At 44.0% G+C, this 26563-nt stretch carries 21 protein-coding genes; 19 read left to right on the top strand and 2 right to left on the bottom strand.

Annotated features, from left to right (window positions below; all coding sequences use genetic code 11):
- Positions 1 to 47 precede the first annotated feature (47 nt).
- Positions 48 to 1874, bottom strand: a complete 1827-nt coding sequence (gene typA / locus H8S37_RS06015; RefSeq protein WP_186875097.1) for a translational GTPase TypA — start codon at positions 1872 to 1874, stop codon at positions 48 to 50.
- 210 nt (positions 1875 to 2084) lie between these two features.
- Here typA and H8S37_RS06010 point away from each other — a divergent pair, with 210 nt between their 5' ends.
- The 10 genes from H8S37_RS06010 (at position 2085) to H8S37_RS05965 (ending at position 14424) form a co-directional block, all read left to right on the top strand.
- Positions 2085 to 2720, top strand: a complete 636-nt coding sequence (locus tag H8S37_RS06010) for a single-stranded DNA-binding protein (protein WP_186875096.1) — start codon at positions 2085 to 2087, stop codon at positions 2718 to 2720.
- A 108-nt stretch (positions 2721 to 2828) separates the two neighbouring features.
- Positions 2829 to 3587 carry a 4-hydroxy-tetrahydrodipicolinate reductase gene (gene dapB, locus H8S37_RS06005; protein WP_186875095.1) on the top strand — a complete coding sequence of 253 codons (759 nt, stop codon included), beginning with the start codon at positions 2829 to 2831 and terminating at the stop codon, positions 3585 to 3587.
- 32 nt (positions 3588 to 3619) lie between these two features.
- A complete protein-coding gene (locus H8S37_RS06000; protein WP_186875094.1) occupies positions 3620 to 5572 on the top strand; it encodes a fructose-1,6-bisphosphatase in 1953 nt (650 codons plus the stop codon).
- A gap of 15 nt (positions 5573 to 5587) precedes the next feature.
- Positions 5588 to 6436, top strand: a complete 849-nt coding sequence (locus tag H8S37_RS05995; protein WP_186875093.1) for a sigma-70 family RNA polymerase sigma factor — start codon at positions 5588 to 5590, stop codon at positions 6434 to 6436.
- 192 nt (positions 6437 to 6628) lie between these two features.
- Complete coding sequence (locus H8S37_RS05990) at positions 6629 to 6946, top strand: hypothetical protein (RefSeq protein WP_186875092.1); 318 nt, start codon at positions 6629 to 6631, stop codon at positions 6944 to 6946.
- Between the two features lie 338 nt (positions 6947 to 7284).
- Positions 7285 to 8052: a phosphoribosylformimino-5-aminoimidazole carboxamide ribotide isomerase gene (hisA, locus tag H8S37_RS05985; protein WP_186875091.1), complete on the top strand. Its 768-nt coding sequence runs from the start codon at positions 7285 to 7287 to the stop codon at positions 8050 to 8052.
- 97 nt (positions 8053 to 8149) lie between these two features.
- Entirely contained in the window at positions 8150 to 10720 is a 2571-nt protein-coding gene (secA, locus tag H8S37_RS05980; RefSeq protein WP_186875090.1) for a preprotein translocase subunit SecA, read from the top strand.
- A gap of 104 nt (positions 10721 to 10824) precedes the next feature.
- A protein-coding gene (prfB, locus tag H8S37_RS05975; RefSeq protein ID WP_186875089.1) for a peptide chain release factor 2 occupies positions 10825 to 11929 on the top strand; the annotation gives its coding sequence in 2 pieces (ribosomal slippage) (positions 10825 to 10899 and positions 10901 to 11929; 1104 coding nt in all).
- Positions 11930 to 11981: 52 nt separating this feature from the next.
- Positions 11982 to 13199, top strand: coding sequence for a homoserine dehydrogenase (locus tag H8S37_RS05970; protein WP_186875088.1), 1218 nt, complete (start codon positions 11982 to 11984; stop codon positions 13197 to 13199).
- Positions 13200 to 13215: 16 nt separating this feature from the next.
- Positions 13216 to 14424, top strand: coding sequence for a cofactor-independent phosphoglycerate mutase (locus tag H8S37_RS05965; RefSeq protein WP_186875087.1), 1209 nt, complete (start codon positions 13216 to 13218; stop codon positions 14422 to 14424).
- A 123-nt stretch (positions 14425 to 14547) separates the two neighbouring features.
- On the opposite strand, the gene H8S37_RS05960 is transcribed toward H8S37_RS05965, so the two are convergent.
- Entirely contained in the window at positions 14548 to 15060 is a 513-nt protein-coding gene (locus H8S37_RS05960) for a ferritin (RefSeq protein WP_186875086.1), read from the bottom strand.
- A 563-nt stretch (positions 15061 to 15623) separates the two neighbouring features.
- Between H8S37_RS05960 and eno the strand changes: the two genes are divergently transcribed.
- The 9 genes from eno to H8S37_RS05915 all read left to right on the top strand — a co-directional run bounded on the left by eno (position 15624) and on the right by H8S37_RS05915 (position 26434).
- Positions 15624 to 16919, top strand: coding sequence for a phosphopyruvate hydratase (gene eno, locus H8S37_RS05955; RefSeq protein WP_186875085.1), 1296 nt, complete (start codon positions 15624 to 15626; stop codon positions 16917 to 16919).
- Positions 16920 to 17060: 141 nt separating this feature from the next.
- Complete coding sequence (locus H8S37_RS05950) at positions 17061 to 17645, top strand: SOS response-associated peptidase (protein WP_186875084.1); 585 nt, start codon at positions 17061 to 17063, stop codon at positions 17643 to 17645.
- A 95-nt stretch (positions 17646 to 17740) separates the two neighbouring features.
- A complete protein-coding gene (locus tag H8S37_RS05945) occupies positions 17741 to 18829 on the top strand; it encodes a tetratricopeptide repeat-containing glycosyltransferase family 2 protein (RefSeq protein WP_186875083.1) in 1089 nt (362 codons plus the stop codon).
- A 61-nt stretch (positions 18830 to 18890) separates the two neighbouring features.
- The gene (locus tag H8S37_RS17405; protein WP_279287353.1) at positions 18891 to 20660 is read left to right on the top strand and encodes a collagen-like protein; all 1770 of its coding nucleotides are present in this window, start codon (positions 18891 to 18893) and stop codon (positions 20658 to 20660) included.
- Between the two features lie 361 nt (positions 20661 to 21021).
- Positions 21022 to 21330, top strand: coding sequence for a metal-sensing transcriptional repressor (locus H8S37_RS05935; RefSeq protein WP_186875082.1), 309 nt, complete (start codon positions 21022 to 21024; stop codon positions 21328 to 21330).
- Between the two features lie 16 nt (positions 21331 to 21346).
- On the top strand, positions 21347 to 23878 hold the full coding sequence (locus H8S37_RS05930) for a heavy metal translocating P-type ATPase (protein ID WP_186875081.1): 2532 nt from the start codon (positions 21347 to 21349) through the stop codon (positions 23876 to 23878).
- A gap of 100 nt (positions 23879 to 23978) precedes the next feature.
- On the top strand, positions 23979 to 24647 hold the full coding sequence (gene sdaAB, locus H8S37_RS05925) for an L-serine ammonia-lyase, iron-sulfur-dependent subunit beta (RefSeq protein WP_186875080.1): 669 nt from the start codon (positions 23979 to 23981) through the stop codon (positions 24645 to 24647).
- 9 nt (positions 24648 to 24656) lie between these two features.
- Positions 24657 to 25541 carry an L-serine ammonia-lyase, iron-sulfur-dependent, subunit alpha gene (sdaAA, locus tag H8S37_RS05920; protein ID WP_186875079.1) on the top strand — a complete coding sequence of 295 codons (885 nt, stop codon included), beginning with the start codon at positions 24657 to 24659 and terminating at the stop codon, positions 25539 to 25541.
- Positions 25542 to 25663: 122 nt separating this feature from the next.
- Positions 25664 to 26434 (top strand): AIM24 family protein, encoded by a 771-nt coding sequence (locus H8S37_RS05915; protein ID WP_186875078.1) that lies wholly within the window; start codon positions 25664 to 25666, stop codon positions 26432 to 26434.
- Positions 26435 to 26563: the final 129 nt, after the last annotated feature.

Below are 26563 nucleotides of genomic sequence, written 5' to 3'. Positions count from 1 at the left end.
ACGGTCTTTTGCGGACGCGGCATGGCGAAGCGGAAACGTGCAGAGCTTTATTTCAGATTGCTGCGCTTACGCATTCTGGAGTCCAGAATTTTTTTTCGAATCCGCAGAAATTTAGGAGTTACTTCCAGAAGCTCGTCTGTATCGATAAAGTCGAGCGCCTGTTCCAGGCTTAAAATACGCGGCGGAGTAAGGCGAAGCGCTTCATCAGCGCTGGAGGAGCGAGTATTTGTAAGATGCTTGGTTTTGCAGACGTTTAGCTCAATATCCTCTGCCTTTCCATTCTGTCCGATTACCATACCCGCATATACTTTTTCACCGGGCCCTATAAATAATGTACCACGTTCCTGGGCGCTGTACAATCCATAAGTTACAGATTCGCCTGTTTCAAAGGCAATAAGAGACCCCTGCTTCCGGTATTGAATATCCCCTTTATAGGGAGCATACCCGTCAAAGGTCGTATTTAAAATTCCATTTCCCTTTGTGTCAGTCAAAAATTCGCCGCGGTATCCAATCAATCCTCGGGCGGGAATGGAAAATTCCAGACGGGTGCAGCCTCCATTTGAGGCGCCCATATTTCGAAGCTCCCCTTTTCGCTGGCTTAATTTGTCTATTACGGTTCCAGTAAATTCTTCGGGCACATCTACATAGGCAAGCTCCATTGGCTCTAACTTTTTCCCCTTTTCGTCTGTTTTATAAAGTACCTCTGCCTTGCTGACTGCAAACTCATATCCTTCGCGGCGCATGTTTTCTATCAGGACAGACAGATGGAGCTCGCCGCGGCCTGATACCTTGAAGCTGTCTGCATTTTCCGTCTCCTCCACGCGAAGGCTGACATCTGTGTTCAACTCCCTGAAAAGACGCTCTCTGATATGGCGGGATGTAACATATTTCCCGTCCTGTCCTGCAAAAGGACTGTCGTTGACGATAAACTGCATAGAGATAGTAGGCTCTGATATTTTCTGAAATGGAATTGCCTGTGGATTCTCTGAAGAACAGAGCGTGTCCCCGATAGCAATGTCAGAAATACCGGAGATAGCGACAATGGATCCGATACCGGCTTCTTTTACTTCTACTTTATTCAGACCATCGAATTCATAGAGCTTGCTGATTTTTACTTTTTCCTGTTTATCTGGATCGTGGTGGTTGACAAGCAGCATTTCCTGATTGACGGCGATAGTACCGTTGTCGACTTTGCCGACACCAATGCGGCCCACATATTCATTATAATCAATGGTACTGATAAGCACCTGGGTAGGGGCCTGCGGATCCCCTTCAGGAGCTGGAATATAATCGATAATCGTTTCAAAGAGAGGCTTCATATCCTTTTCATCATCTGTTAAGTCCAGAACAGCAACGCCCGATTTGGCGGAAGCATAGACAAAAGGACAGTCCAGCTGTTCATCAGAAGCATCCAAGTCCATGAATAATTCCAGCACTTCGTCGATGACCTCGTCGGGTCTTGCCTCTGGGCGGTCAATTTTATTAATGCAGACAATCACTGGAAGATTTAATTCAAGTGCTTTGCGCAATACAAATTTTGTCTGTGGCATAGCTCCCTCAAAGGCGTCAACTACCAGGACGACACCGTTTACCATTTTCAGCACGCGCTCGACTTCTCCTCCGAAATCGGCATGTCCGGGGGTATCGATGATGTTGATTTTCACTCCATTGTAAAATACAGCAGTATTTTTGGACAAAATGGTAATTCCGCGTTCCCGTTCAATATCATTGGAGTCCATGACCCGTTCCGCAACCTCCTGATTTTCACGAAAAACACCACTCTGCTTGAGCAGCTCGTCCACCAGGGTAGTTTTACCATGATCTACATGGGCAATGATCGCAATATTTCTAATATCTTCACGTTTTGTTTTCATAAATAACACTCTTTCTTTATCCAATATTCGGGTTTTACTTTTACAACTGTATTATTCTATCATAAAATAGAAAATTTACAAGGGGGATAAAAAGACTGGCTCTTTTTGTCGAAGGATTCTTAAGGTATATCCGTTCTAAATAAGAGATACCCTTCATAAACTTAGTATTGACTCAAAAATACCAAACAGAGGAAGGGAGAACTACAAATTATGTCAGATAAGATTATTGAGAACAACCAGGTGACAATTATAGGCGAGGTGGCTTCTACATTTACATACAGCCACGAAGTGTTCGGGGAGGGCTTCTATATGGTGGATGTTCTGGTCAGACGCTTAAGTAATTCAAATGACCGGATTCCGCTTATGGTTTCAGAACGATTGATTGATGTGACACAGGACTACAGAGGAGCTTTTATTATGGTATCCGGACAGTTTCGCTCCTATAACCGCCATGAGGAACAGAAAAACCGGCTGGTGCTTTCTGTGTTTGCAAGAGAAGTGGAATTTATTGAGGAAGAACCGGACGGCGCTAAGACAAACTATATTTTTTTGGAAGGATATATCTGCAAAAAGCCGGTTTACAGAAAAACACCTCTAGGGAGAGAGATTGCGGATTTGCTGCTTGCGGTAAACCGCCCTTACGGGAAATCAGACTATATTCCATGTATCTGCTGGGGAAGGAATGCAAGGTATGCATCTGGATTTGAAGTAGGAGAACATGTGCAGGTGCTTGGGCGAATCCAGAGCAGGGATTATGTAAAAAAATTATCAGAAACAGAGACAGAAGTAAGGACAGCATATGAAGTGTCTGTCAGCAAGCTGGAATGTTTAAACGAAGAAGAATAGAGACTATTTGTGAAAAGGATATCAATGTTGAGGAAAGAACTCAAATGTGGTATCCTTTTTTTGACAGTATCGGTGAATACAGACACCGGAACATAAGGAGGAGCAAATATGGTTAAAATAATCTTACATGGCTGCAATGGGAAAATGGGAAGAATGATTACAGAAATCGTGAAGTGTGATGCAGAAGCAGCGATTGTAGCGGGAATCGACACATACACAGAGACAATGAATGAATATCCAGTGTTTGAGGACATCAAAACGTGTGATGTTAAAGCCGATGTGGTGATTGATTTTTCCAATGCAAAGGCGGCAGATGCGTTACTGGACTACTGTGAGGAAAAGAAACTGCCCGTTGTATTGTGTACAACTGGACTTTCCGAAGAACAGTTAGAGAGTGTGGATAAAGTATCCCAGAAGATTGCGGTATTAAAGTCTGCAAATATGTCTATGGGTATCAATTTATTGCTGAAATTGTTAAAAGAAGCAGCAAAAGTGCTGGCTCCTGCCGGATATGATATGGAGCTGGTGGAAAAACATCATAATCAGAAGCTGGATGCACCAAGCGGCACAGCCCTGGCGCTGGCAGATTCCATGAATGAGGCGCTGGACAATGCATATACCTACGTCTATGACAGAAGCCAGGTGAGAAAAAAACGGGACGGCAAAGAAATAGGTATTTCTGCTGTGAGAGCAGGAACGATTGTAGGAGAGCACGAGGTGTTTTTTGCGGGCACAGATGAAGTGATTGAGTTTAAGCATACAGCATATTCCAGAAGTGTATTCGCAAAGGGCGCAGTGGAGGCGGCAAAGTTTTTGAAGGGAAAGACAAGCGGCATGTATGACATGGGAGATGTGATTGCATTTTAATAGATAACTGGTTTTATATTAGGGAGGAATCCATGAAAGAGCTGGAGACAAAATATTTGGAGAGACTGTCGGATTTATATCCTACGATTGCGGCAGCGTCTACGGAAATTATCAACCTGCAGGCAATTTTAAACCTGCCCAAAGGAACGGAACATTTCCTTACAGACATTCACGGAGAATACGAAGCATTTGCCCATGTTTTAAAAAATGGTTCAGGTTCTGTCAGAAGAAAGATCGATGATGTCTTTGGAAATACTTTAAGTTCAAGAGACAAGCAGTCTCTTGCCACCTTGATCTATTATCCAAAAGCAAAGATGGAGCTGGTGAAGAAAACAGAAAGCAATATGGAGGACTGGTATAAGATTAATTTATACCGCCTAATTGAAGTAAGCAAGCGTGCAGCGAGCAAATATACCCGCTCCAAAGTAAGAAAAGCACTGCCTAAGGATTTTGCCTATGTAATTGAGGAGCTGATTACAGAGAAAGCAGAGATCAATGACAAAGAGTCCTATTATAATTCGATTATTATGACGATTATCCGCATAGGAAGAGCAGAAGAATTTATTGAGGCGATTTCAGGGCTGATTCAACGGCTGGTTGTAGATCATTTACATATCGTAGGCGATATTTATGACAGAGGGCCGGGGCCGCATATTATTATGGACAAGCTGGCAACTTACCATTCTTTGGACATACAATGGGGAAACCATGACGTGCTGTGGATGGGGGCCGCAGCAGGGCAAAGAGGGTGTATTGCCAATGTGATACGCATCTGTGCGCGTTATGGGAATTTGGATATTCTGGAGGATGGATATGGAATCAATCTTCTGCCGCTGGCCACGTTTGCGCTTCGGACGTATCAGGATGATCCTTGTACATGTTTTAAATTAAAGGGGCCGGAGAAACCGAATAAAGCGGAGATGGAGATGGATCTGCGTATGCATAAGGCAATCTCTATCATTCAGTTTAAGGTAGAAGGGCAGATTATAGCCCAGCAGAAAGCTTTCCATTTAGAGGAACGTGCGCTTCTGGATAAAATCAATTATGAGAAAGGTACGATTATGCTGGATGGAAAAGAGTACCGGCTTTTGGATACCAATTTTCCTACGATTGATCCTAAGAATCCCTATGCCCTAAGTGAAGAAGAAGAGGATATTATGGAACGGCTGGAACGGGCATTTACAGGCTGTGAAAAGCTGCAGGAGCATATGCGGCTTCTTCTTTCAAAAGGAGGGTTGTATAAAGTATACAACAATAATCTGCTCTATCATGGCTGTGTGCCTCTTAATGAAGATGGAAGCTTAAAAGAAGTAGAGCTGTTTGGAAAGAAGTATAAAGGAAAGAAACTATACGATGCTCTGGACAGTTATATACGGAAAGGATTTTTTGCCTTACATGAGCAGGAGAAACAAAACGGCAGAGACGCAATGTGGTATATCTGGCTGCATCCGGATTCTCCATTGTTTGGAAAGAATAAGATGGCGACCTTTGAACGGTATTTTCTGGCAGAGAAAGAAACACATGTGGAAAAAAAGAACCCGTATTATTTCCTTCTGGAAAATGAACAGGTTGTGGACACAATTATGAAAGAATTTGGCCTGAATCCAGAGAAAGCACACATTGTAAACGGACATGTTCCGGTAAAGAGAAAAGACGGAGAGAGTCCGATCAAATGTAATGGAAAAGTAATGGTAATTGACGGAGGATTTTCCAAGGCATATCAGAAAGAAACCGGAATCGCAGGGTATACGTTAATTTACAATTCTTATGGGCTTCTTCTTGTGGCGCACGAGCCCTTCGAGTCTACAGAAGCTGCTATCCAAAAGGAAAGTGATATACACTCTGAGATGATGGTGGTAAAAAGAGTATTAGAACGCCGTCTTGTAGGAGATACAGATATTGGAAAAGAATTAAAGGAACAAGTGAAAGATTTGGAATCGCTTCTTTTGGCATATAGAAGCGGAAGAATTGTGGAAAAATTATAATGGAGATTATGATTTATGGATGACAAAATAGAGCAGGAGATTACGATTCCAGAAGATGTGGAAGCGACAGAGCCTCTGAAAATCTACTTAAAAGAAATCGGACAGATTCCTCTTCTGACGGAAGAAGAGGAGCGTGTGCTGGGGCAAAAAAGTGCACAGGGAGATAAAGAAGCAAAGAGAAAATTAGAGGAGGGAAACCTGCGTCTGGTTGTCTCTATAGCGAAGCATTATACCGGAAGAGGGCTTTCCTTTCTGGATCTGATTCAGGAAGGAAATCTAGGGTTGATGCGCGCTGTGGAAAAATATGACTATACAAAGGAAAACCGGTTTTCCACTTATGCTTCGTGGTGGATAAAAGAAGCGATAATGCGGGCTTTAGATGAGCAGGCGCGGGAGATCCGTGTTCCGGTTCATGTGGCAGAAAGTATGAAAAAAGTCCAGAAAATACGAAAAGAGCTCCAGCAGAAGCTGGGAAGAGAGGCAACTGCGGCAGAGATTGCACAGAAATTAGAGAATAAAACAGAGGAATATGTAAAAGAAATTTTAAGCTACCTTCAGACACCAGTTTCACTGGAAACCCCTATAGGGGAAGAGGGGGATACCAGTCTGTCAGATTTGGTGGAGGATAAGGCAGAGCAGACTCCGGAGGAAGCAATGAATCTTCTTGTACAGAAAGAAGAAGTGAAAGAACTGTTGAACATGCTCAGCCCAAGAGAGCAGGAAGTCATAAAAATGCGTTTTGGCCTGGAAGGCGGGAAAGCATATACCTTGGAAGAAGTAGGAAAGGTACTGCATGTGACCAGAGAACGGGTGCGGCAGATTGAAGAACGCGCTATGGAAAAGCTAAGAAAAGGCGTAAAATAAAAAAAGTTTTCTCCTAATGCATAAACAAGGAAATTTGTGTGGATATTAATGTTATACCCTAAAAGGCATACCGTAATACATTCCCTTCGGGAAGGCGGACTTCGCCCGGTAAGGTATACTCTAAAGGACAGTAGAACATACATGTCCTGCAAATTAAGGGACACAATATTTTATGGAAAGGGAGAGATTCTTATGAAAAGAATGAAAAAATTTCTGCTTCTTGCTCTCTGCGCGGCAGTATTAAGTACAGCAACGGCGTGCGGCAGTGAAAAAGATGCAGACAATGGCGCAGATCAGACAAAGACAGAGGACAATGTAAACGATGCGACAAAGGGAACAGATACAGACGATAAATCTGACAAGGGTAATGGGATTGTCAACGATGCTGTAGATGATGTGACAGACGGAGTAGATGATGTGACAGACGATATCACAGATGACGTGGACAAAGCGGCTGATGACATGACAGAAAATAACGGCGTGGAAAAAACAACAGAGGAAAACCGATAGAAGGGGAGCTGCCCCTTCTATTTTTTATGTGATAAGCCTGGCAAGCGGCTGCTGGGCTTGTACGAGCAGGCATTTTCCCCATACGACAAAACCAGCCGGGAGGGATGTACAGGGACTACCCCCCCAGCGAAGGGAGGGCACTCGCGCGAATTAGAAGTATGTCGCTAAAGAGACCGCGCTCGGCGCGAGAGTTCCGTCTGCGGAACTCTTTATTAAGGGGGAAATTTTTGAATTCCCCTGGTACAAAAAGAAATGACGGTATTTTATTGACGTGATATAATGGATAAAAATTGTCTTGCAGAAAGGATTATTTAATCTAGAGGGAAAAGGAGAAAGCGATGAAATTCAGACCATGTATTGATATACATAACGGGAAAGTGAAACAGATTGTCGGGGGAAGTTTAAAAGACGAGGGAAATGAAGCGGTGACAAATTTTTCTACAGAACAAAGTGCCGCGTGGTATGCGCAGTTATATAAAAAAGACGGATTAAAGGGCGGGCATATTATTCTTTTAAATTCCAGAGAGTCTTTGTATTTTGAAGCGACAAGGCAGCAGGCGCTGTCAGCGCTTCGAGCCTATCCGGGAGGCATGCAGATAGGCGGGGGAATTACGCAGGAGAATGCGGCTGATTATATAGAAGCCGGGGCGAGTCATGTGATTGTTACCTCTTATGTATTTTCGGGAGGAAAATTCCACCAGGAGAATCTGGAAAAGCTGGTGAAAAAAATTGGGAAAAGGCGTCTGGTTTTGGATTTAAGTTGTCGCAGAAAAGGAAAAGACTACTATATTGTGACAGACAGGTGGCAGAAATTTACCGATGTAATATTATCAGAGCAGGTGCTGTACCGCCTTGCCGGAAGCTGTGATGAGTTTTTGGTTCATGGAGTAGATGTGGAAGGAAAAGCGGCAGGATTTGACAGAGAACTGGTACATATATTAAAGGAACATACCTCCTGTCCGGTTACTTATGCAGGAGGAATTGCAAGTATGGAGGAGTTAAAGGAATTTGAAAAGGAATGTGAAGGAAGGCTGGATTTTACAATAGGGAGTGCGTTGGACTTGTTTGGAGGAAAAGTCCCTTATCACATTATTGCAAAGCTGTAAAGGAATTATGAACAAGTTATGAATTGGTTGAATTAGGCAATCGTTAGTGATAAAATGGAGCGTAGAGTAAATTTAAACAAGGAGTAAATTGCAGATTATGGGTTTAGTAGAGAAGATTTTCGGGACACATAGCGAGAACGAATTAAAACGTATCTATCCGATTGTGGACCGGATTGAGGCAATGGAGCCGGATATGAAAGCGTTGTCCGATACAGAGCTAAAAGAAAAAACGCGGGAGTTTAAGCAGCGGCTGCAAGACGGAGAGACGCTTGACGATATTCTGCCGGAGGCATATGCGGTAGTCAGAGAAGCGGCGGGCAGAGCGCTTGGCATGCGGCACTACAGGGTGCAGCTGATCGGCGGGATTATCCTTCATCAGGGACGAATCGCGGAGATGAAGACAGGAGAAGGAAAGACCCTTGTATCCACTCTTCCGGCATATTTGAACGCATTGGAAGAAAAAGGAGTTCACATTGTCACAGTCAATGATTACCTGGCAAACCGTGACGCCCAGTGGATGGGGAAGGTACATGAATTCTTAGGTCTGACGGTAGGTGTTGTCTTAAACGGAATGGACAATGACGAACGCCGCGCCGCATACAACTGTGATATTACCTATGTGACAAATAACGAACTGGGATTTGACTATCTGAGAGACAATATGGTGATATATAAAGAGCAGCTTGTACAAAGAGGACTCCACTTTGCCATTATTGATGAGGTGGACTCGGTTCTGATTGATGAAGCGAGAACACCTTTGATTATTTCTGGACAGAGCAGTAAGTCTACGAAGCTGTATGAAGCCTGTGATATTCTGGCACGCCAGCTGGAGAGAGGTGAGGCAAGCGGCGAGTTTTCCAAGATGAACGCAATTATGGGCGAGGAGATTGAGGAGACAGGAGATTATATCGTCAATGAGAAAGAAAAGGCAGTAAATTTAACAGAAGACGGTGTAAAAAAAGTCGAGAAGTTTTTCCACATTGAAAACCTTGCAGATCCGGAAAATCTGGAAATCCAGCATAATATTATTCTTGCGCTGCGTGCCCATAATCTGATGTTCAAGGATCAGGATTATGTCGTAACGGCAGAAGGAGAGGTTATGATCGTCGATGAATTTACAGGGCGTATCATGCCGGGGAGACGGTATTCTGATGGGCTGCACCAGGCGATTGAGGCAAAAGAACATGTAAAAGTCAGAAGAGAGAGCAAGACGCTGGCGACCATTACTTTCCAGAATCTGTTTAATAAATTTGACAAAAAAAGTGGTATGACGGGTACTGCACTCACAGAAGAAAAAGAATTCCGTGACATTTATGGCATGGATGTTATTGAAATACCGACAAATATGCCGGTGCAGAGAAAAGATTTAGATGACGCAGTATTTAAGACAAAGCGTGAAAAATATGAGGCGGTAGTAGAGGCAGTTAAGGAGGCGCACGCAGGAGGACAGCCGGTTTTAGTCGGCACGATCACAATTGAAGTTTCCGAGCTTTTAAGTAAAATGCTGAAAAAAGAAGGAATCAAGCATAATGTGTTGAATGCGAAATACCATGAATTAGAGGCGCAGATCGTCGCGGACGCAGGTGTGCACGGCGCCGTTACTATTGCGACAAACATGGCGGGGCGTGGTACAGATATTAAGTTGGATGAAGCGGCAAGAGAGGCTGGCGGTTTGAAAATTATCGGTACAGAACGCCATGAATCCAGGCGTATTGATAACCAGCTGCGCGGCCGTTCCGGACGTCAGGGAGATCCGGGAGAATCCCGTTTCTATATTTCTCTGGAGGACGATCTGCTCCGGCTGTTCGGTTCAGAAAGGCTGATGGGGGTTTTCAATGCTCTGGGCGTGGCGGACGGCGAGCAGATCGAACATAAGATGCTTTCTAGTGCGATTGAGAAAGCCCAGAAAAAGATAGAAAGTAACAACTTTGGAATCCGTAAGAATCTGCTGGAGTATGATCAGGTGATGAATGAACAAAGAGAGATCATCTATGGAGAGAGGCGCAGAGTACTGGATGGAGAGAGTATGCGTGATACTATCTACAGCATGATTACAGAGTATGCCGAGAATACGGCGGACAGATTTGCTTCTGCCGAGGCAGAACCGGAAGACTGGGACATCAAGGGAATGGAAGTCGCTATCCACGACATCATTCCGCAGCTTATCCTTCCGCCGGAAAAAGAGCTGATGGGAATGCAGCAGAAAGAGCTGAAGCATCTTTTGAAGGAAAAAGCGGTGAAAGAATATGAGAACAAAGAAGCAGAGTTCCCAGAGGCAGAACAGTTAAGAGAGATCGAACGGGTTGTGCTTTTAAAAGTAATTGACGCACGGTGGATGGATCATATTGACGATATGGATCAGCTGCGGCAGGGAATCGGGCTTCAGGCGTATGGGCAGAGAGATCCGCTTGTCGAATACAAGATGATGGGATATAATATGTTTGGCGAGATGACAGGCGCGATTGCAGAGACGACGATTCGTACATTGTTCCATATCCGCGTTGAGCAGAAAGTCGAGAGAGAGGAAGTAGCGAAGGTGACAGGCACGAACAAGGATGAAAGTTCTGTGCGGGCGCCGAAGAAGCGAGAGGAGAAAAAGATTTATCCGAACGACCCATGCCCATGTGGAAGCGGCAAGAAATATAAACAATGCTGCGGCAGGAAATAAGAAAACGTTCGATAGGATACGCAATGATAAAGTGCGGCATTTTAACTGATGCCGCACTTTTTCGGATAATTATTTACTGAAATAAAAAGAAAGAGGTGAAAAAGGTGGTTTTATTAGAAGAATTGAAAAACAGATTGTCTGCTTACGAAGAGCCGCTGAAAGATTTGAGGGATTCACTTTGACTTAGCGTCAAAGAATGAGCAGGTAGAGGAATTGCAGAGGAAAATCGAGGAACCAGGCTTTTGGGACAATCCGGAAGAATCACAGCAGACGATGAAGGAACTGAAGGATTTGCAGGGATTTCTAGAGCAGATCGAAAAGTTAAGCGCCCAGTACGAAGATTTAAAGGTTCTGATTGAGCTAAGTGCAGAGGAAGCAGACGAGGAAGTGGCGGCAGAAATTGAGGAAGAACTGGAACAGTTTGAAAAAGAGTTCGAGGAAATCCGGATTCGGACACTGCTGACAGGTCCTTATGACAAAGACAATGCGATTGTGACCCTGCATGCCGGAGCCGGAGGGACAGAATCCTGTGACTGGGCGGGTATGCTTTACCGCATGTATGTAAGATGGGCGGAGAAAAAAGGGTTTGCCGTAGAGGTACTGGATTATCTGGAAGGTGATGTGGCAGGAATCAAAGGAGTTACCTTTGAAGTGAAGGGTATAAATGCATATGGATACCTGCGTTCGGAAAAAGGGGTTCACCGTCTTGTGCGCATTTCCCCCTTTAATGCGGCAGGAAAGAGACAGACTTCTTTTGCCTCCTGTGATGTGATTCCAGATATAGAGGAGGATATCGACATTGAGATCAATGAAGACGATTTGAAGATTGACACATATCGTTCCAGCGGTGCGGGCGGACAGCACATCAATAAAACATCCTCTGCGGTGCGGATTACGCATCTGCCGACGGGAATTGTAGTACAGTGTCAGAATGAGCGTTCACAGCATATGAACAAAGACAAGGCCATGCAGATGCTCAAATCTAAATTATATCTGATGAAACAGCAGGAACAGGCAGAAAAGATGTCAGATATCCGGGGCGAAATCAAGGAGATCGGGTTTGGAAGCCAGATCCGTTCTTATGTCATGCAGCCGTATACTATGGTAAAAGACCATCGGACGAATGTAGAGGTAAGTAATGTAAATGCGGTGATGGATGGCAGTCTGGATACGTTTATTAATGCTTATCTGAGCAGAAAGGACGCATAATGTCAGTGGAAGAGGCACGGACAACAACAAACAGTAGAGAAGGGAGAAAAAGATGGTAAATATAGCAGTGTTGGGATATGGAACGGTAGGCTCCGGTGTGGTAGAAGTAATCAATACAAATGGAAAGCGGATTAATCAGAGAGTAGGAGATGAAGTCTATATCAAATACGTATTGGATCTGCGGGATTTCCCGGGCGATCCGGTGCAGGAGAAGCTGGTACACGATTTTGAGGTGATTGTAAATGATCCAGAGATCCAGATCGTAGTGGAAGTGATGGGAGGTATTGAACCTGCATATACGTTCGTAAAACGAAGTCTGCTCGCTGGAAAAAGCGTGGCGACCTCGAATAAAGCTCTGGTGGCAAAGCATGGGGCAGAGCTTTTGTCGATTGCAAAAGAGAAAAATATTAATTTTCTGTTTGAGGCAAGCGTAGGGGGAGGAATTCCGATTATACGTGCGCTGAACTCTTCTATAACAGCGGACGAGATTGAAGAGATTACCGGAATATTAAATGGGACGACAAATTACATGCTTACGAAGATGTTTTATGAAGGTGCGGACTATGACGAGGTGTTAAAGGAAGCACAGGAAAAGGGATACGCAGAACGTAATCCGGAAGCAGATGTAGAAGGATACGATGCATGCCGTAAGATTGCGATTCTTTCCAGTCTGATTTCAGGTTATCAGGTAGATTTTGAGGACATTTATACAGAAGGAATTACAAAGATTACAAAACAAGATATGATGTATGCAAAGGCAATGGGAATGACAATCAAGCTTCTTGCTTCCAGCAGAAGAGAAAAGGAGCATCTGCATGCAATTGTAGCTCCGTATCTTCTTCCTGAAGAACATCCGCTATACAGTGTAAATGGTGTTTTTAATGCGGTTTTTGTACATGGAAATGTGCTGGGAGATGCAATGTTCTATGGAAGCGGCGCAGGGAAGCTGCCAACCGCCAGTGCAGTGGTAGCTGATGTAGTGGACGAGGCAAAGCATTTAAACAAAAATGTAATGACTATGTGGGAGAGCGAGAAAGTAGAGCTGTTCCCGATAGAAGAGACTTCAAAACGATTCTTTGTGCGTATCAGCGGAGATGCGGAGGCGATGAAGCCGCACCTGGAAAGTAAATTTGGAGCGATTGATGTAGTAAAGGTAGAGAAGCTTGCAAATGAATTTGGATTTGTAACCGGTGTGATGACAGAAGGGGAATACAGCAGAAATGCGGCGGAATTCCCGGGAATTCTGCATATGCTCCGGATAGAAGAATAAGAGGGCATGAAGGCGTATGAAATACATAATTGTACTGTGTGACGGAATGGCAGATGAACCACTCGAAAAACTAGGAGGAGAGACACCTCTGGAGGCGGCGGTGACAGTAAATATGGATAGACTTGCCCGAGATGCAGAGATTGGAATGGTGCGCACTGTGCCGGAAGGAATGGCGCCGGGAAGTGACACTGCGAATTTATCAGTGATTGGGTATGATCCAAAAAAATATTATACCGGACGTTCTCCTCTGGAGGCATTGAGCGTGGGGGTTGACATGACTCCTTCGGATGTGTCCTTCCGCTGCAATCTTGTCACACTCTCAGAAGAAGGCGATATATATGAGGAACGAAGAATACTCGATCACAGCTCCGGTGAAATCACAACACAGGAGGCAGCCATCCTTCTAAACGCATTAAAAGAAGGGCTGAAAAAAGACGGCTATGCGTTCTATGTGGGAACAAGCTACCGGCATTTACTGGTTTGGAAAAATGGAAAAGTAAGAGAGCTGACTGCTCCCCACGATATATTGACAAAAAGGATTGGAGATTACCTGCCGTCTGATCCTGTACTGCGGGAAATGATGGAGAAAAGCTATGCTATATTAAAAGATCATCCAGTGAACCAGGCACGTAAGGAAAAGGGATTAAATCCGGCAAATTCTGCATGGTTCTGGGGTGCTGGTACGCGGCCTGTGCTTACATCTTTTGAGAAAAAGAATCGGGTCAAAGGCGCAATGATTTCTGCCGTAGATCTGCTCAAAGGGATCGCAGTAGGGGCCGATATGTATAATATTACAGTGGAGGGGGCAAACGGGGGACTTCATACAAATTATGCGGGAAAAGCTAATGCTGCGGTAAAAGCACTGACAGAGGAAGGATATGATTTTGTCTATATTCATATTGAGGCGCCGGATGAGATGGGACATCAAGGAAATATAGAAGATAAAATAGAGGCGATTGAACGGATTGATGCGCAGATTATCGGGCCGGTAGCAGATAAGCTGAGAGAAGCAGGGGAAGCTTTCCGTATGCTGGTGCTTCCGGATCATCCGACACCGATACGTCTAAGAACGCATACTGGCAGTCCTGTGCCATATCTTTTGTATGACAGCACACAAAAAGCAGAAGGAAAAGAAAGCTATTGTGAAAAAACAGCAGAGCAGACAGGAATTTTTCAAGAAAAAGGACATGAACTGTTAAAGCATCTTCTGGAAAAAGGGAAATAAGCTTTATGAATATGTCAGCATCAAAGTACGAGCTGGACTTTTAAGAGTCCAGCTCGTATTTACTATTTTGGTATTGAAATGATTGGAATTTCTGTTTTTTTCAGACACTTGTCAGAGTAAAAATTACAGCACAAGAGAAGGAGCCGCATAGGTACGGGCAGCCATCTCCTGATCTAACAAATACAGGCTCTTCGGATCAGATCCAAAAAGCTCCATTTTTTTAATCAAATCAGAAGCGTTTGTCTCCTCTTCCCCCTGCTCCTTTACGAACCAGTCTAAAAACTGCATTGTACGGAAATCCTTTGCATCGCTTGCAGCTCCATAAATATTGTGAATCAATCCAGTTACATAACGCTCGTGGTTTAATGCAGCTTTTAAAATATCGATATGTTCATTTGCATTGAATTTAGGCTGCTCAATGGTCTCATAGGTTACAGGAATATCATTGTTCTGCATATACTGTACAAATAGCATGGCATGATCACGTTCTTCCTGCGCCTGTATCTGATACCAGTTGGCAAATCCATCCAGGCCCGCATCTGAAAAATAATTAGAAAATGCAAGATAGAGATATGCGGAATAAAATTCTTTGTTTACCTGCGTATTCAATAATTCTGCTACTTTTTCGTTTACCATTATATGTTTCTCCCTTCTTTTACGTTTGAAGTATGGGCGTCTGTAGTATTTGAAAATCAGAATCGCCCTTTCGTAACAAACATAGCACAGGTATATAAAAAAAGCAATTGTTCTATGCGGAAAAAATATCCTTTAAGGTAACAGTTCAGCCATACAGTGTGCGGGAAGCATAAAACATGCTTGCATATTTTTGCGAGTGTACATCTGTATGAGCTAAGCGCCCATCAATGAGTAAAACGGTGGCGGCAGCCACGATAAGCACGTAGTGCGGTTTTACGAATGGCGCGGGCTGAACTGTTACCTTTTAAGAGACAGAAAACAGATATGTATATTTTAAACAGAAATAGGAGAAAATGTATAGGAAGAATTGTATCTGAAATACCTAAAATGTTTAAAATGAGAATATCTCTCATATAATGAGTTGATTTCGAGAAAAAGTTTTGGTAGAATATAGTAGGTTAGAAATAACTAACCACATGTGAATAAGTCATGGAGAACTCCTTTTTGCCCTGTAATACCTGAGCCAGGACAAAAAGGAGCTGCCATGGGAAAGGACGTATTATATGGATTATTTAGAAATTGAAAAGGTAATAGGACGTGAAATTATTGATTCCAGAGGAAATCCGACAGTTGAGGCTGAAGTACATCTGGCAGACGGCACGATTGGGAGAGGGGCAGCGCCGAGTGGTGCTTCTACAGGTGAATTTGAAGCTTTGGAATTGAGAGACGGAGACAAGAACCGTTTTGGAGGAAAAGGGGTTTCCAAAGCAGTGGAAAATATTAATACAATTATTTGCAATACCTTAGAGGGTATGGATGCATCAGATATATATGCGGTAGATAAGGCTATGATAGAGGCGGATGGAACACAGGACAAGTCTAAGCTGGGGGCAAACGCAATTCTGGCTGTTTCTATTGCATGTGCAAGGGCAGCGGCAATTTCCCTGGATATTCCCCTGTATCGCTTTTTAGGAGGAATCAATGGAAATTGTCTTCCGGTTCCTATGATGAATATCTTGAACGGCGGGGCACATGCTGCAAACACAGTGGATGTGCAGGAATTTATGATCATGCCGGCAGGGGCTTCTACATTTCAGGAAGGACTGCGTTGGTGTACAGAGGTATTCCATGCATTGGCAGCACTTTTAAAAGAAAAAGGGCTGGCAACTTCTGTGGGCGATGAAGGTGGTTTTGCGCCTGATCTTGCAAGTGATGAAGAGGCAATCGAATACATCTTAGAAGCAGTGAAAAAGGCAGGATATGAGCCGGGAAAAGATTTTGTACTTGCAATGGATGCGGCGTCAAGTGAATGGAAGGGAGAAAAGAAGGGCGAATATGTACTTCCCAAATGCAAGAAGAAATTTACTTCAGCAGAGTTAGTTGAACACTGGGAGGCGCTCTGCGATAAGTATCCGATCTATTCTATCGAGGACGGCCTGGATGAGGAAGACTGGGAAGGATGGCAGCTTCTGACACGTAAGTTAGGTGAGAAGGTGCAGCTTGTCGGTGATGACTTGTTTGTAACAAATACAGAAAGACTGAAAAAAGGAATTTTACAAGGCTGCGGCAATTCTATTTTGATTAAATTAAACCAGATTGGTTCTGTGTCTGAGACATTAGAGGCAATCAAAATGGCGCATAAAGCAGGGTATACGGCAATTGCTTCCCACCGTTCAGGAGAGACAGAGGATACGACGATCGCCGATCTGGCAGTGGCGCTGAACACCTGCCAGATTAAGACAGGCGCGCCGAGCAGAAGTGAACGTGTGGCAAAATATAATCAGCTGTTAAGAATTGAAGAGGAATTAAATAACAGTGCGGTATATCCGGGATTCGAAGCTTTTCATGTGAAAAGATAAAAAATAAGAAATGAGTCAGGAACCGGCAGGACAGTAGTTCTGCCGGTTCTTTGTATGTGGACTTCACAGAGAATGAAAAACGGACAAGGCCGTTGTAAGAGAAAAAGAAAATGGATATAATTATAGGTGAGGAGGAAGAATATGTGCGGTAGATATTATATAGATGATGAAACAATGAAAGAGATAGAAAAGCTTGTGAGAAGCTTGGAGAAAAAACTTTTTGTTTACGGCAAAGGGAGAGATATTTATCCTTCGCAGGAGGCGGCGGTACTGTTTGAATATCAGCAAAACGTATCGGCAGATTTTATGAACTGGGGGTTTCCTGGTTACGGGAAAGGGCAGCTTCTTATTAACTCCAGGGCTGAAAGCGCTCTGGAAAAGAAAACCTTTCGGGAAAATATTTTAAACCGGAGATGTGTCATCCCTGCAAAGGGATTTTATGAATGGAATATACGAAAAGAAAAAAGTGCTTTTTTTCGTGATGACGGTATGCCCCTTTTTATGGCGGGATGTTATGGGGTGTTTGATGGACAGAGAAGATTCTCAATTTTAACTACAACAGCGAATGTGTCTGTTTCTCCAGTACATGCCCGCATGCCGCTTATTTTAGACCGAGATGAAGTATCTGACTGGATATTAGAGGGAAGAAGTACCAGAGATTTATTGCATAAAATACCGGCACCGCTTAAGAGAGCGCAGGACTATGAGCAGATGAGCCTGTTTTGATGGAAAAAGTTTAAAAGTGAGACGGAAAGCGGTATAGGTGTATCTTCTTTTTTGTGTTTTCATAAAATGAAAAATAAAAAGGAGATTACAAAATTATGGCTTCAATTAGTCTCTGTATGATTGTAAAAGATGAAAAGGAAGTGTTGGACAGATGTCTGACAGGGGCGGAAAAACTTGTAGATGAAATTATAATTGTGGATACGGGTTCTAAGGATGGGACTGAAAAAATAGCAGAAAAATATACAGATAAAATATATTATTATCCATGGAAAGATGATTTTGCAGCGGCACGAAATTTTGCTTTTGAAAAAGCAAATATGGAATATTGTATGTGGCTGGACGCAGATGACGTGATTTCAGAGGAAAATGCGGCAAAATTTCTTAAAATGAAAGATACGTTACCAGAAGATACAGATATGGTCATGCTTCCGTATCAGACAGCATTTGATGAAAGGGGAAATCCTGTATTCTCTTATTACAGAGAAAGGATTGTAAAAAATAAAAGAGGATTTTTCTTCCAGGGGAGAGTACATGAAGTGATTCCTCCATCGGGAAAAATTTTGCGCAGAAATATTCCGATCGAACATAGAAAAAAGAAACCTTCGGCAGGAGAGAGAAATCTGCGGATATATCGACAGATGGAAGAGGAAGGGACATATTTTGACAGTCGGGCTTTATATTATTACGGCAGAGAATTGTGCGCACATGCACAATATGAAAAGAGCAGGGAAATTCTGGAAAAGTTTTTAAAACGAAAGGATGGTTGGATCGAGAACCGGATAGAGGCAACGCGGCAGTTGGCTTTTTGTTTTTACCAGATGGGAGAAGAAGAAAAGGCACTGTATTCGCTTCTGTGCGCATTTCAGTATGATGTGCCGCGGGGAGAGACCTGCTGTGATTTGGGAAAGCACTTTTTTGACAGGGAACAGTATGAGCAGGCGATTTACTGGTACAAACAGGCTTTTACAGCAAAGAAAGAAACGGAATCAGGTGCATTTGTGCAGGAGGATTGCTATGGTTTTATTCCCGCTATTTCTTTGTGTGTATGTTATGATAGAATAGGAAAACAGAAATTAGCAGAGCAGTACAATGAGATGGCTGGAAGATATAGACCGGATTCCGTTTACTATCTAAAAAATAAAGTATATTTTCAAAAATATCGGCAGGGTGGCAGTGCAGAATAGGCAAAAAAGAATTCAGAACATATATTAATAGAGAAGTTTATAAGAAATGAAGGAAAAATATATGTTATGGTTTAAGAAAAATAAGGATGAGGAAGTAAGAAATCAAGAGATGCAGGAGCAATCGGTTCGTTGTGGATGCAATCAAAAACCATCTTGTCCGCCTCCTTGTCCGCCCTGCCCTCCTGGAAGACCCGGGGCTACAGGCCCAAGAGGTCCAAGAGGACCTGAAGGAAGAATGGGACCAGTAGGCCCAACCGGAGCGACTGGCCCATCTGGAGGGCCGACCGGAGCGACTGGGGCGACCGGAGCCACTGGAGTAACTGGAGCGACCGGAGCCACTGGAGCAACAGGTGCTACCGGTACAGCAGCGACGATTCAGGTTGGAACGGTGACGACAGGAGAGCCAGGAACAAATGCAGAAGTGACAAACCGGGGAGATGAAAACAACGCGGTATTTGACTTTGTAATTCCACGTGGGGCCACTGGAGCCGATGGAGCAGCAGGAGCCACCGGAGCGACTGGAGCAACAGGAACAGCAGCAACAATTCAGGTTGGGACGGTGACAACAGGAGAGCCAGGAACAAATGCAGAAGTGACAAACCGAGGAGATGAAAACAACGCGGTATTTGACTTTGTAATTCCGCGTGGAGTAACCGGTCCGACTGGAGCAACGGGAGTAACCGGTCCGACTGGAATAACGGGAGCCACCGGACCAACGGGTCCAGCCGGAGCGACTGGAGCAACAGGCCCAGCCGGAGCCACTGGTACCACCGGAGCTACAGGCGCTACAGGAATGGCGGCAACGACCCAAGTTGGAACAGTAACGACAGGAGAGCCAGGAACAAATGCGGAAGTGACAAACCGAGGAAATGAAAACAATGCAATATTTGACTTTGTAATTCCACGTGGAGCAACTGGAGCAACCGGAGCGACTGGGGCCGATGGGGCAGCAGGAGCCACAGGAGCGACTGGAGCAGACGGAGCAGCAGGGGCCACCGGAGCTACCGGAGCAACAGGAACGGCAGCAACAATTCAGGTTGGGACGGTGACAACAGGAGAGCCAGGGACAAATGCGGAAGTGACAAACCGAGGGAATGAAAACAATGCGATATTTGACTTTGTAATTCCACGTGGGGCAACTGGAGCAGCAGGAGCGACCGGAGCCACAGGAGCGACTGGAGCAGACGGAGCAGCGGGAGCTACCGGAGCCACAGGAGCGACTGGAGCAGACGGAGCAGCGGGGGCCACCGGAGCTACCGGGGCAACAGGAACAGCAGCAACAATTCAGGTTGGGACGGTGACAACAGGAGAGCCAGGGACAAATGCGGAAGTGACAAACCGAGGGGATGAAAACAATGCGATATTTGACTTTGTAATTCCAAGAGGAGAAACAGGAAGCGGCGGCGATACGCCGCGGGAATTTTTGTCAGCGTATTCGACACCACCTCATCCGGGAACCAGTGGAGCTACGTTGGATTTTGATAGAAATAATGCTTCAAATGGAACTTCGATCAGCCATACAGAAGGAAGTGCAGACTTTACAATAGAAACGCCGGGATATTATTATGTGTCTTTCCATGGCACACTCTCTCCGGCAAGCGGAGTAGATTTTCCTTTGGCACTTTCTCTGGTTTTACAGCAGCAGGGTGCCGCTGTTCCGGGGACATCGGTTTATCATACCTTCCAGACATCAACGGATACCAGTAATGTTGCCTTTACGCAGATTATAGAAGCGGCAACTGCCCCTATTACTTTGAACATGGTAGGAAGCGGCGGCAATTTTATTTATGCGAATATATCCATGGTAATTCACAGAATGAGTGGGCTGTAAAAGGATTTGTCAGGAGACACCGGCATTGGGAAACCAGTGCCGGATTTTTTGTCTATATTAGATTCGGGTGTCAAAAGGTAACTTTTCAGATTTCGGTGCGCGGAACATTCTGATGAACCTCCTAATACGAAAATCGCGTCAGCAAAGGATTCTGTGATTTTTGAGTTTCATCTCCATTGCGCATAAAGTCGTCTGGCAAGTTATCTTTTTGTGAAAATTGCCGGAAGCATTTGCAAAAGTTACCTTTTGACACCCTAATCCTATATTTAAAAAAATAAATTATGAGAAAAAATCTCAAAATAAAAAATAAACTTGAAATATACCCCTTGAGGGTATATAATCTGAAACAGAGGTGAAGAAAATGAAAGAAACAAAAGAATGTTGTTGCACACATAAAACAAAAGAACGGTCAGAAAAAGAGAGCAGGGATTTAATAAACCGCTTAAGTCGGATCGAAGGGCAGGTACGGGGAATAAAGAAAATGGTAGAAAATAATGCATACTGTACAGACGTTTTGATCCAGGTATCTGCAGTGAATGCTGCGTTAAACAGTTTCAATAAGGAGCTTCTTTCCAACCATATCAGAACTTGCGTGGCAGAGGATATACGGGAAGGTAAAGAAGAGACAATTGATGAACTAGTTACGACTTTACAAAAATTGATGCGGTAAGCGAGGAGGAGAAACAATGAAACAATATACGGTGACGGGAATGAGCTGTGCCGCCTGCAGCGCACGTGTGGAAAAGGCAGTTTCCAAAGTCCCGGGAGTGACCTCCTGTTCTGTGAGCCTGTTGACAAATTCAATGGGAGTAGAAGGGGATGCCGATGCGGCGGCCATTATATCAGCGGTGGAAGAGGCTGGATATGGGGCAGAAGAAAAAGGAAAAGAGAAGAAAAGCAGTGCTGTTTTGGCGGCAACGCAGGAAGATTCTCTGAAAGACAGAGAAACACCGTTATTAAAGAGAAGACTGATTGCTTCGCTGTGTTTCCTCATTCCTTTGATGTATTTTTCTATGGGGCATATGATGTGGAACTGGCCAGTACCAGCGGCTTTAAATGGCAATCATGTTGCAATGGGGTTAATACAGCTTCTTTTTACATCGATTGTCATGGTGATTAACCAGAAGTTTTTTATCAGTGGCTTTAAAAGCTTATGGCACAGAGCACCGAATATGGATGCCTTGGTGGCATTAGGAGCGACGGCTTCTTATGGGTACAGTATTTATGCGCTATTTGCTATGACAGACGCACAGATGCGTGGAGATATGGCAGGTGTAATGGCATATATGCACGAGTTCTATTTTGAGTCAGCAGCAATGATTTTGACGCTTATTACTGTTGGAAAAATGCTGGAGGCACGTTCAAAAGGAAGGACAACGGATGCTTTAAAGAGCTTGATGAAACTGGCGCCAAAGACAGCTACTGTACTGAGAGAAGGTACGGAAGTAGAAGTGTCAATTGAACAGGTGAGAAAGGGAGACGTTTTTGTAGTGCGCCCCGGTGAAAACATACCAGTGGATGGAATTGTACTGGATGGAAACAGTGCAGTTAATGAGTCTGCCCTTACTGGAGAGAGTATTCCAGTTGATAAGAAACCGGGAGATCAGGTATCTGCGGCGACGCTGAACAATTCCGGATTTATCCGGTGCGAGGCTTTAAGGGTAGGGGAAGATACCACCTTGTCCCAGATTATCCAGATGGTAAGTGATGCGGCAGCTACAAAGGCGCCGATTGCAAAAGTTGCAGATAAAGTGTCAGGTGTTTTTGTACCGGCGGTAATTTCTATTGCTGTAGTGACGATCATTGTATGGCTTCTGCTCGGGCAGACTGTTGGATTTGCTTTGGCAAGAGGAATTTCTGTTTTGGTAATCAGTTGTCCCTGTGCGTTGGGATTGGCCACGCCTGTTGCGATTATGGTTGGAAATGGTATGGGCGCGAAGAATGGAATTATGTTTAAGACGGCAGTATCCCTGGAGGAAACAGGAAAGATGCAGATTGTTGCATTAGATAAGACTGGAACCATCACAAGCGGGGAACCTCGTGTGACAGATATAATTCTGGCAGATCAAATGACTGAGGAAGAGCTGTTGTCTTTTGCCTATGCATTGGAGAAAAAAAGCGAGCATCCCCTGGCTCATGCAGTATTGGCGCAGGCACAGAAAAAAGGTATTGCTCCTGCAGGAGAGACACAGGATTTCCATGCTGTTCCAGGAAACGGGCTTTCTGGAAGACTAAATGGAAGCTTGCTGGAGGGCGGAAATTTGAAATTTATCAGAGAAAGAGCTATTATTTCTGACGAAATACAAAAGAGAGCAGAGCAGCTTGCAGAGGATGGAAAGACACCTTTGTTTTTTAGTAGGGATGGAAAGCTGATGGGGATTATTGCAGTAGCGGACGTAATAAAAGAGGACAGTCCACAGGCAGTAAAAGAGCTGCAGAATATGGGAATTCATGTTGTTATGCTGACCGGAGACAATGAGCGTACCGCTAAGGCAATTGGACGTCAGGCTGGAGTAGATGAAGTGATTGCAGGCGTATTACCAGATGGAAAGGAAAGTATTATCCGCAAGCTGAAGAAAAAAGGGAAGGTTGCCATGGTGGGAGATGGAATAAACGATGCACCGGCACTTACCAGAGCAGACATGGGAATTGCTATTGGTGCGGGGACGGATATTGCCATTGATGCAGCGGATGTAGTTCTGATGAAAAGCAGATTAAGTGATGTACCGGCGGCAATCCGTTTAAGCCGTGCAACTCTTAGGAATATCCATGAGAATCTTTTCTGGGCGTTTATTTATAATATAATAGGAATTCCGCTGGCTGCGGGAATCTGGATTCCGATTTTTGGATGGCAGTTGAATCCAATGTTTGGAGCAGCAGCTATGAGCTTATCCAGCTTTTGTGTTGTGACAAATGCACTGCGTCTGAATTGGGTTAAAATGTATGATGCAGCCAGGGATAAAAAAATAAAACAAAATAAAATGAATGAAAAACAGGAGGAGACAACAATGAAAAAAACAATGAAAATCGAAGGAATGATGTGTGAGCACTGTGAGGCGAGAGTAAAGAAATGCTTAGAGGCGCTTCCACAGGTGGATGAGGCGGCGGTAAGCCATAAGGACGGCACAGCAGTTGTTGTATTAAATGCAGAGGTATCTGATGATGTACTGAAAAAGACAGTGGAAGAACAGGATTATACAGTGGTTGGAATTGACTAAGAAAAAACCCGTTTTATATAGTAGTATTTACCAATATGGGGTACTATATAGATAAAACGGGTTTTTGTATTGTAACAAAGTATGGGAGGCGGAGTTAAATATGGAATTTTTAAGTATATTTGATGTATTAGGGCCTAATATGATAGGCCCGTCCAGTTCGCACACAGCAGGTGCCGCATCAATTGGACGGATGGCATGGAAGATGTTCCAGGATCGTATAAGAAATGTGAAGTTTATTTTGTATGGTTCTTTTGCCAGAACCTGTCAGGGACATGGAACAGATAAAGCTCTGCTTGGGGGGATTCTTGGATTTGAAACAGATGATATACGTATTCGTAAATCGTTCCAGCATGCAAAAGAACAAGGTATTTCCTACGAATACATTCTGGATACGGAGACAGTACCGGATCATCCTAATACGGTGGACATTAAATTAGAGGGATGTAAAGGGAAGAAGATGTGTATAAGGGGGGAGTCCGTCGGCGGCGGAAAAATAAAAATTACACGCATCAATGGAATCCATGTAGAGTTTACTGGGGAGTACAGTACCTTGATTGTAAAGCAATCTGATAAGCCTGGAGTAGCAGCCCATATCAGCCAAAGCCTTGCAGGTCAAAATGTGAACATAGCATTTATGAGACTATTTCGTGAAAATAAAGGGGAATTTGCATATACAGTGATAGAATCAGACGAAAAGATACCGGAAGCAATACTAGAAGAGATTAAGCAGAATCCGGCCGTACAGGAAATTTTACTGGTTCAGTTGTAGGAGGCAGTTATGGATTTTAAATCAGGAGCAGAATTATTAAATTTGTGTGAAAAAGAAAAGACAGTCATTTCTGCGATTATGAAGCAGCGTGAAATAGATAACGGAGAAATAACAGAAGCGGAAATAGAGGTCAAGATGCACAAAATACTGGATATTATGAAAGCGTCGATAAAAACACCACTGATACATCCAGAAAAATCAATCAGCGGATTAATAGGAGGAGAGGCGCAGAAGATTGCTATATTTGGGAAAAGTACAGGCAGTGTCTGTGATTCTTTTATGAACCGTGTAATCACCTATAGTATGGCTGTGCTGGAGGTCAATGCTTCTATGGGGCTGATTGTCGCTGCGCCGACGGCAGGGTCATCTGGGGTAGTCCCGGGGGTACTGCTGGCGTTACAAGAAGAAAAAAATTTCACAGATGAAAAAGTATATCGCGGACTATATTGCGCTGCCGCGATCGGGTATCTTCTGATGAGAAATGCGTCCGTCTCTGGGGCAGAGGCAGGATGTCAGGCAGAGATTGGCTCTGCTTCTGCGATGGCAGCAGCTGCAGTGACAGAGATAATGGGAGGGACGCCACAGATGTGTTTAAATGCTGCGGGAATGGCACTTGCCAATATGCTCGGATTAGTCTGTGATCCAGTGGCAGGACTGGTAGAGATTCCCTGCCAAAGCAGAAACTCTTTAGGTGCCTTAAATGCGATTGCCTGTGCGCAGACTGCTTTAAGTGGTATAACATTTCAAATTCCTTTTGATGAGATGGCAAAAGCAATGTATCGGGTAGGTAAGAATATGCCGATGGAATTAAAGGAAACTGCTTTAGGTGGATGTGCGGGCACGCCCACAGGATGCTCCTTGAAATGTACTACCTGTAAAACAAAGGCTCCATGAACTAGGAAAGAAAATATATTTGATGAATATGCTTTGATATTATAAAATGAGTTGGTGATTTCTCTCTTTCTTAATGATAGAATAGATATAGCGGCAGTTTGCAAAAAGAAAGGGGAAAAATTATGTATCATATTTCGAATCTGTTTAATAACGATGACATCAAAGTGCTGGATTCAAAAGGAAGCTTTTCTGTTATTGAATATCAAAGAGACTTAAGCGTTACGCCAGAATCAGCGATAGTAGCGTATTACTGCAATGCCATGAATATCCGGAAGAGACAAGTGGTATGTGTGTTGAATCAGTCGTCTGTTGTATTGCAGGCAGGAGCTATGCAGTGGATGGCAGGAGATGTCAATGCTACAACGGGAATCAAAAGTGTGGGTGATTTCTTAGGCAAAGCGGTACGGGGAAAAGCAACCGGAGAATCAGCAATTAAGCCGGAATATACAGGCACAGGGACACTGGTACTAGAGCCTACATATAAATATATCATTCTACTGGATGTAGGAGAGTGGAATGGTTCTGTGGTACTGGATGATGGCTTGTTCCTGGCATGTGATGCGGGACTTCAGCACAAAGCAGTAATGCGTTCTAATCTGTCATCAGCAGTGGCTGGCGGTGAGGGGCTTTTTAATTTGGGAGTTATGGGGAATGGGATTGTGTGCCTGGAGGCACCTTGTCCGAAAGAAGAACTTATTGAGATTACACTTAATAATGATACATTGAAGATTGACGGGAATATGGCGATTGCCTGGAGTGGAAGCCTGAATTTTACAGTAGAACGTTCTGGAAAAACATTGATTGGATCGGCTGCTTCCGGAGAAGGTCTTGTAAATGTGTACAGAGGAACGGGGAAAGTGTTGATGACACCGGTTTTGGACAAACCAGTCTGATTAAGAATTACTAAGAGCTTAAAAAGTAAAAAAGAATGTGCTTTGCACATTCTCGCGCCCAAGCGCGGCTGTGTCAGCAGTCATTTCCCGCTTGTGCACAGTATGCATCCCTCTCCCGGAGGTTTCATT

The sequence above is a fragment of the Mediterraneibacter hominis genome (assembly GCF_014287475.1).
In the GTDB taxonomy this organism is placed as follows: domain Bacteria; phylum Bacillota; class Clostridia; order Lachnospirales; family Lachnospiraceae; genus Mediterraneibacter; species Mediterraneibacter hominis.
The sequence above is the reverse complement of the archived record's forward strand: the minus strand, read 5'-3'. Positions and strand labels throughout refer to the sequence as shown.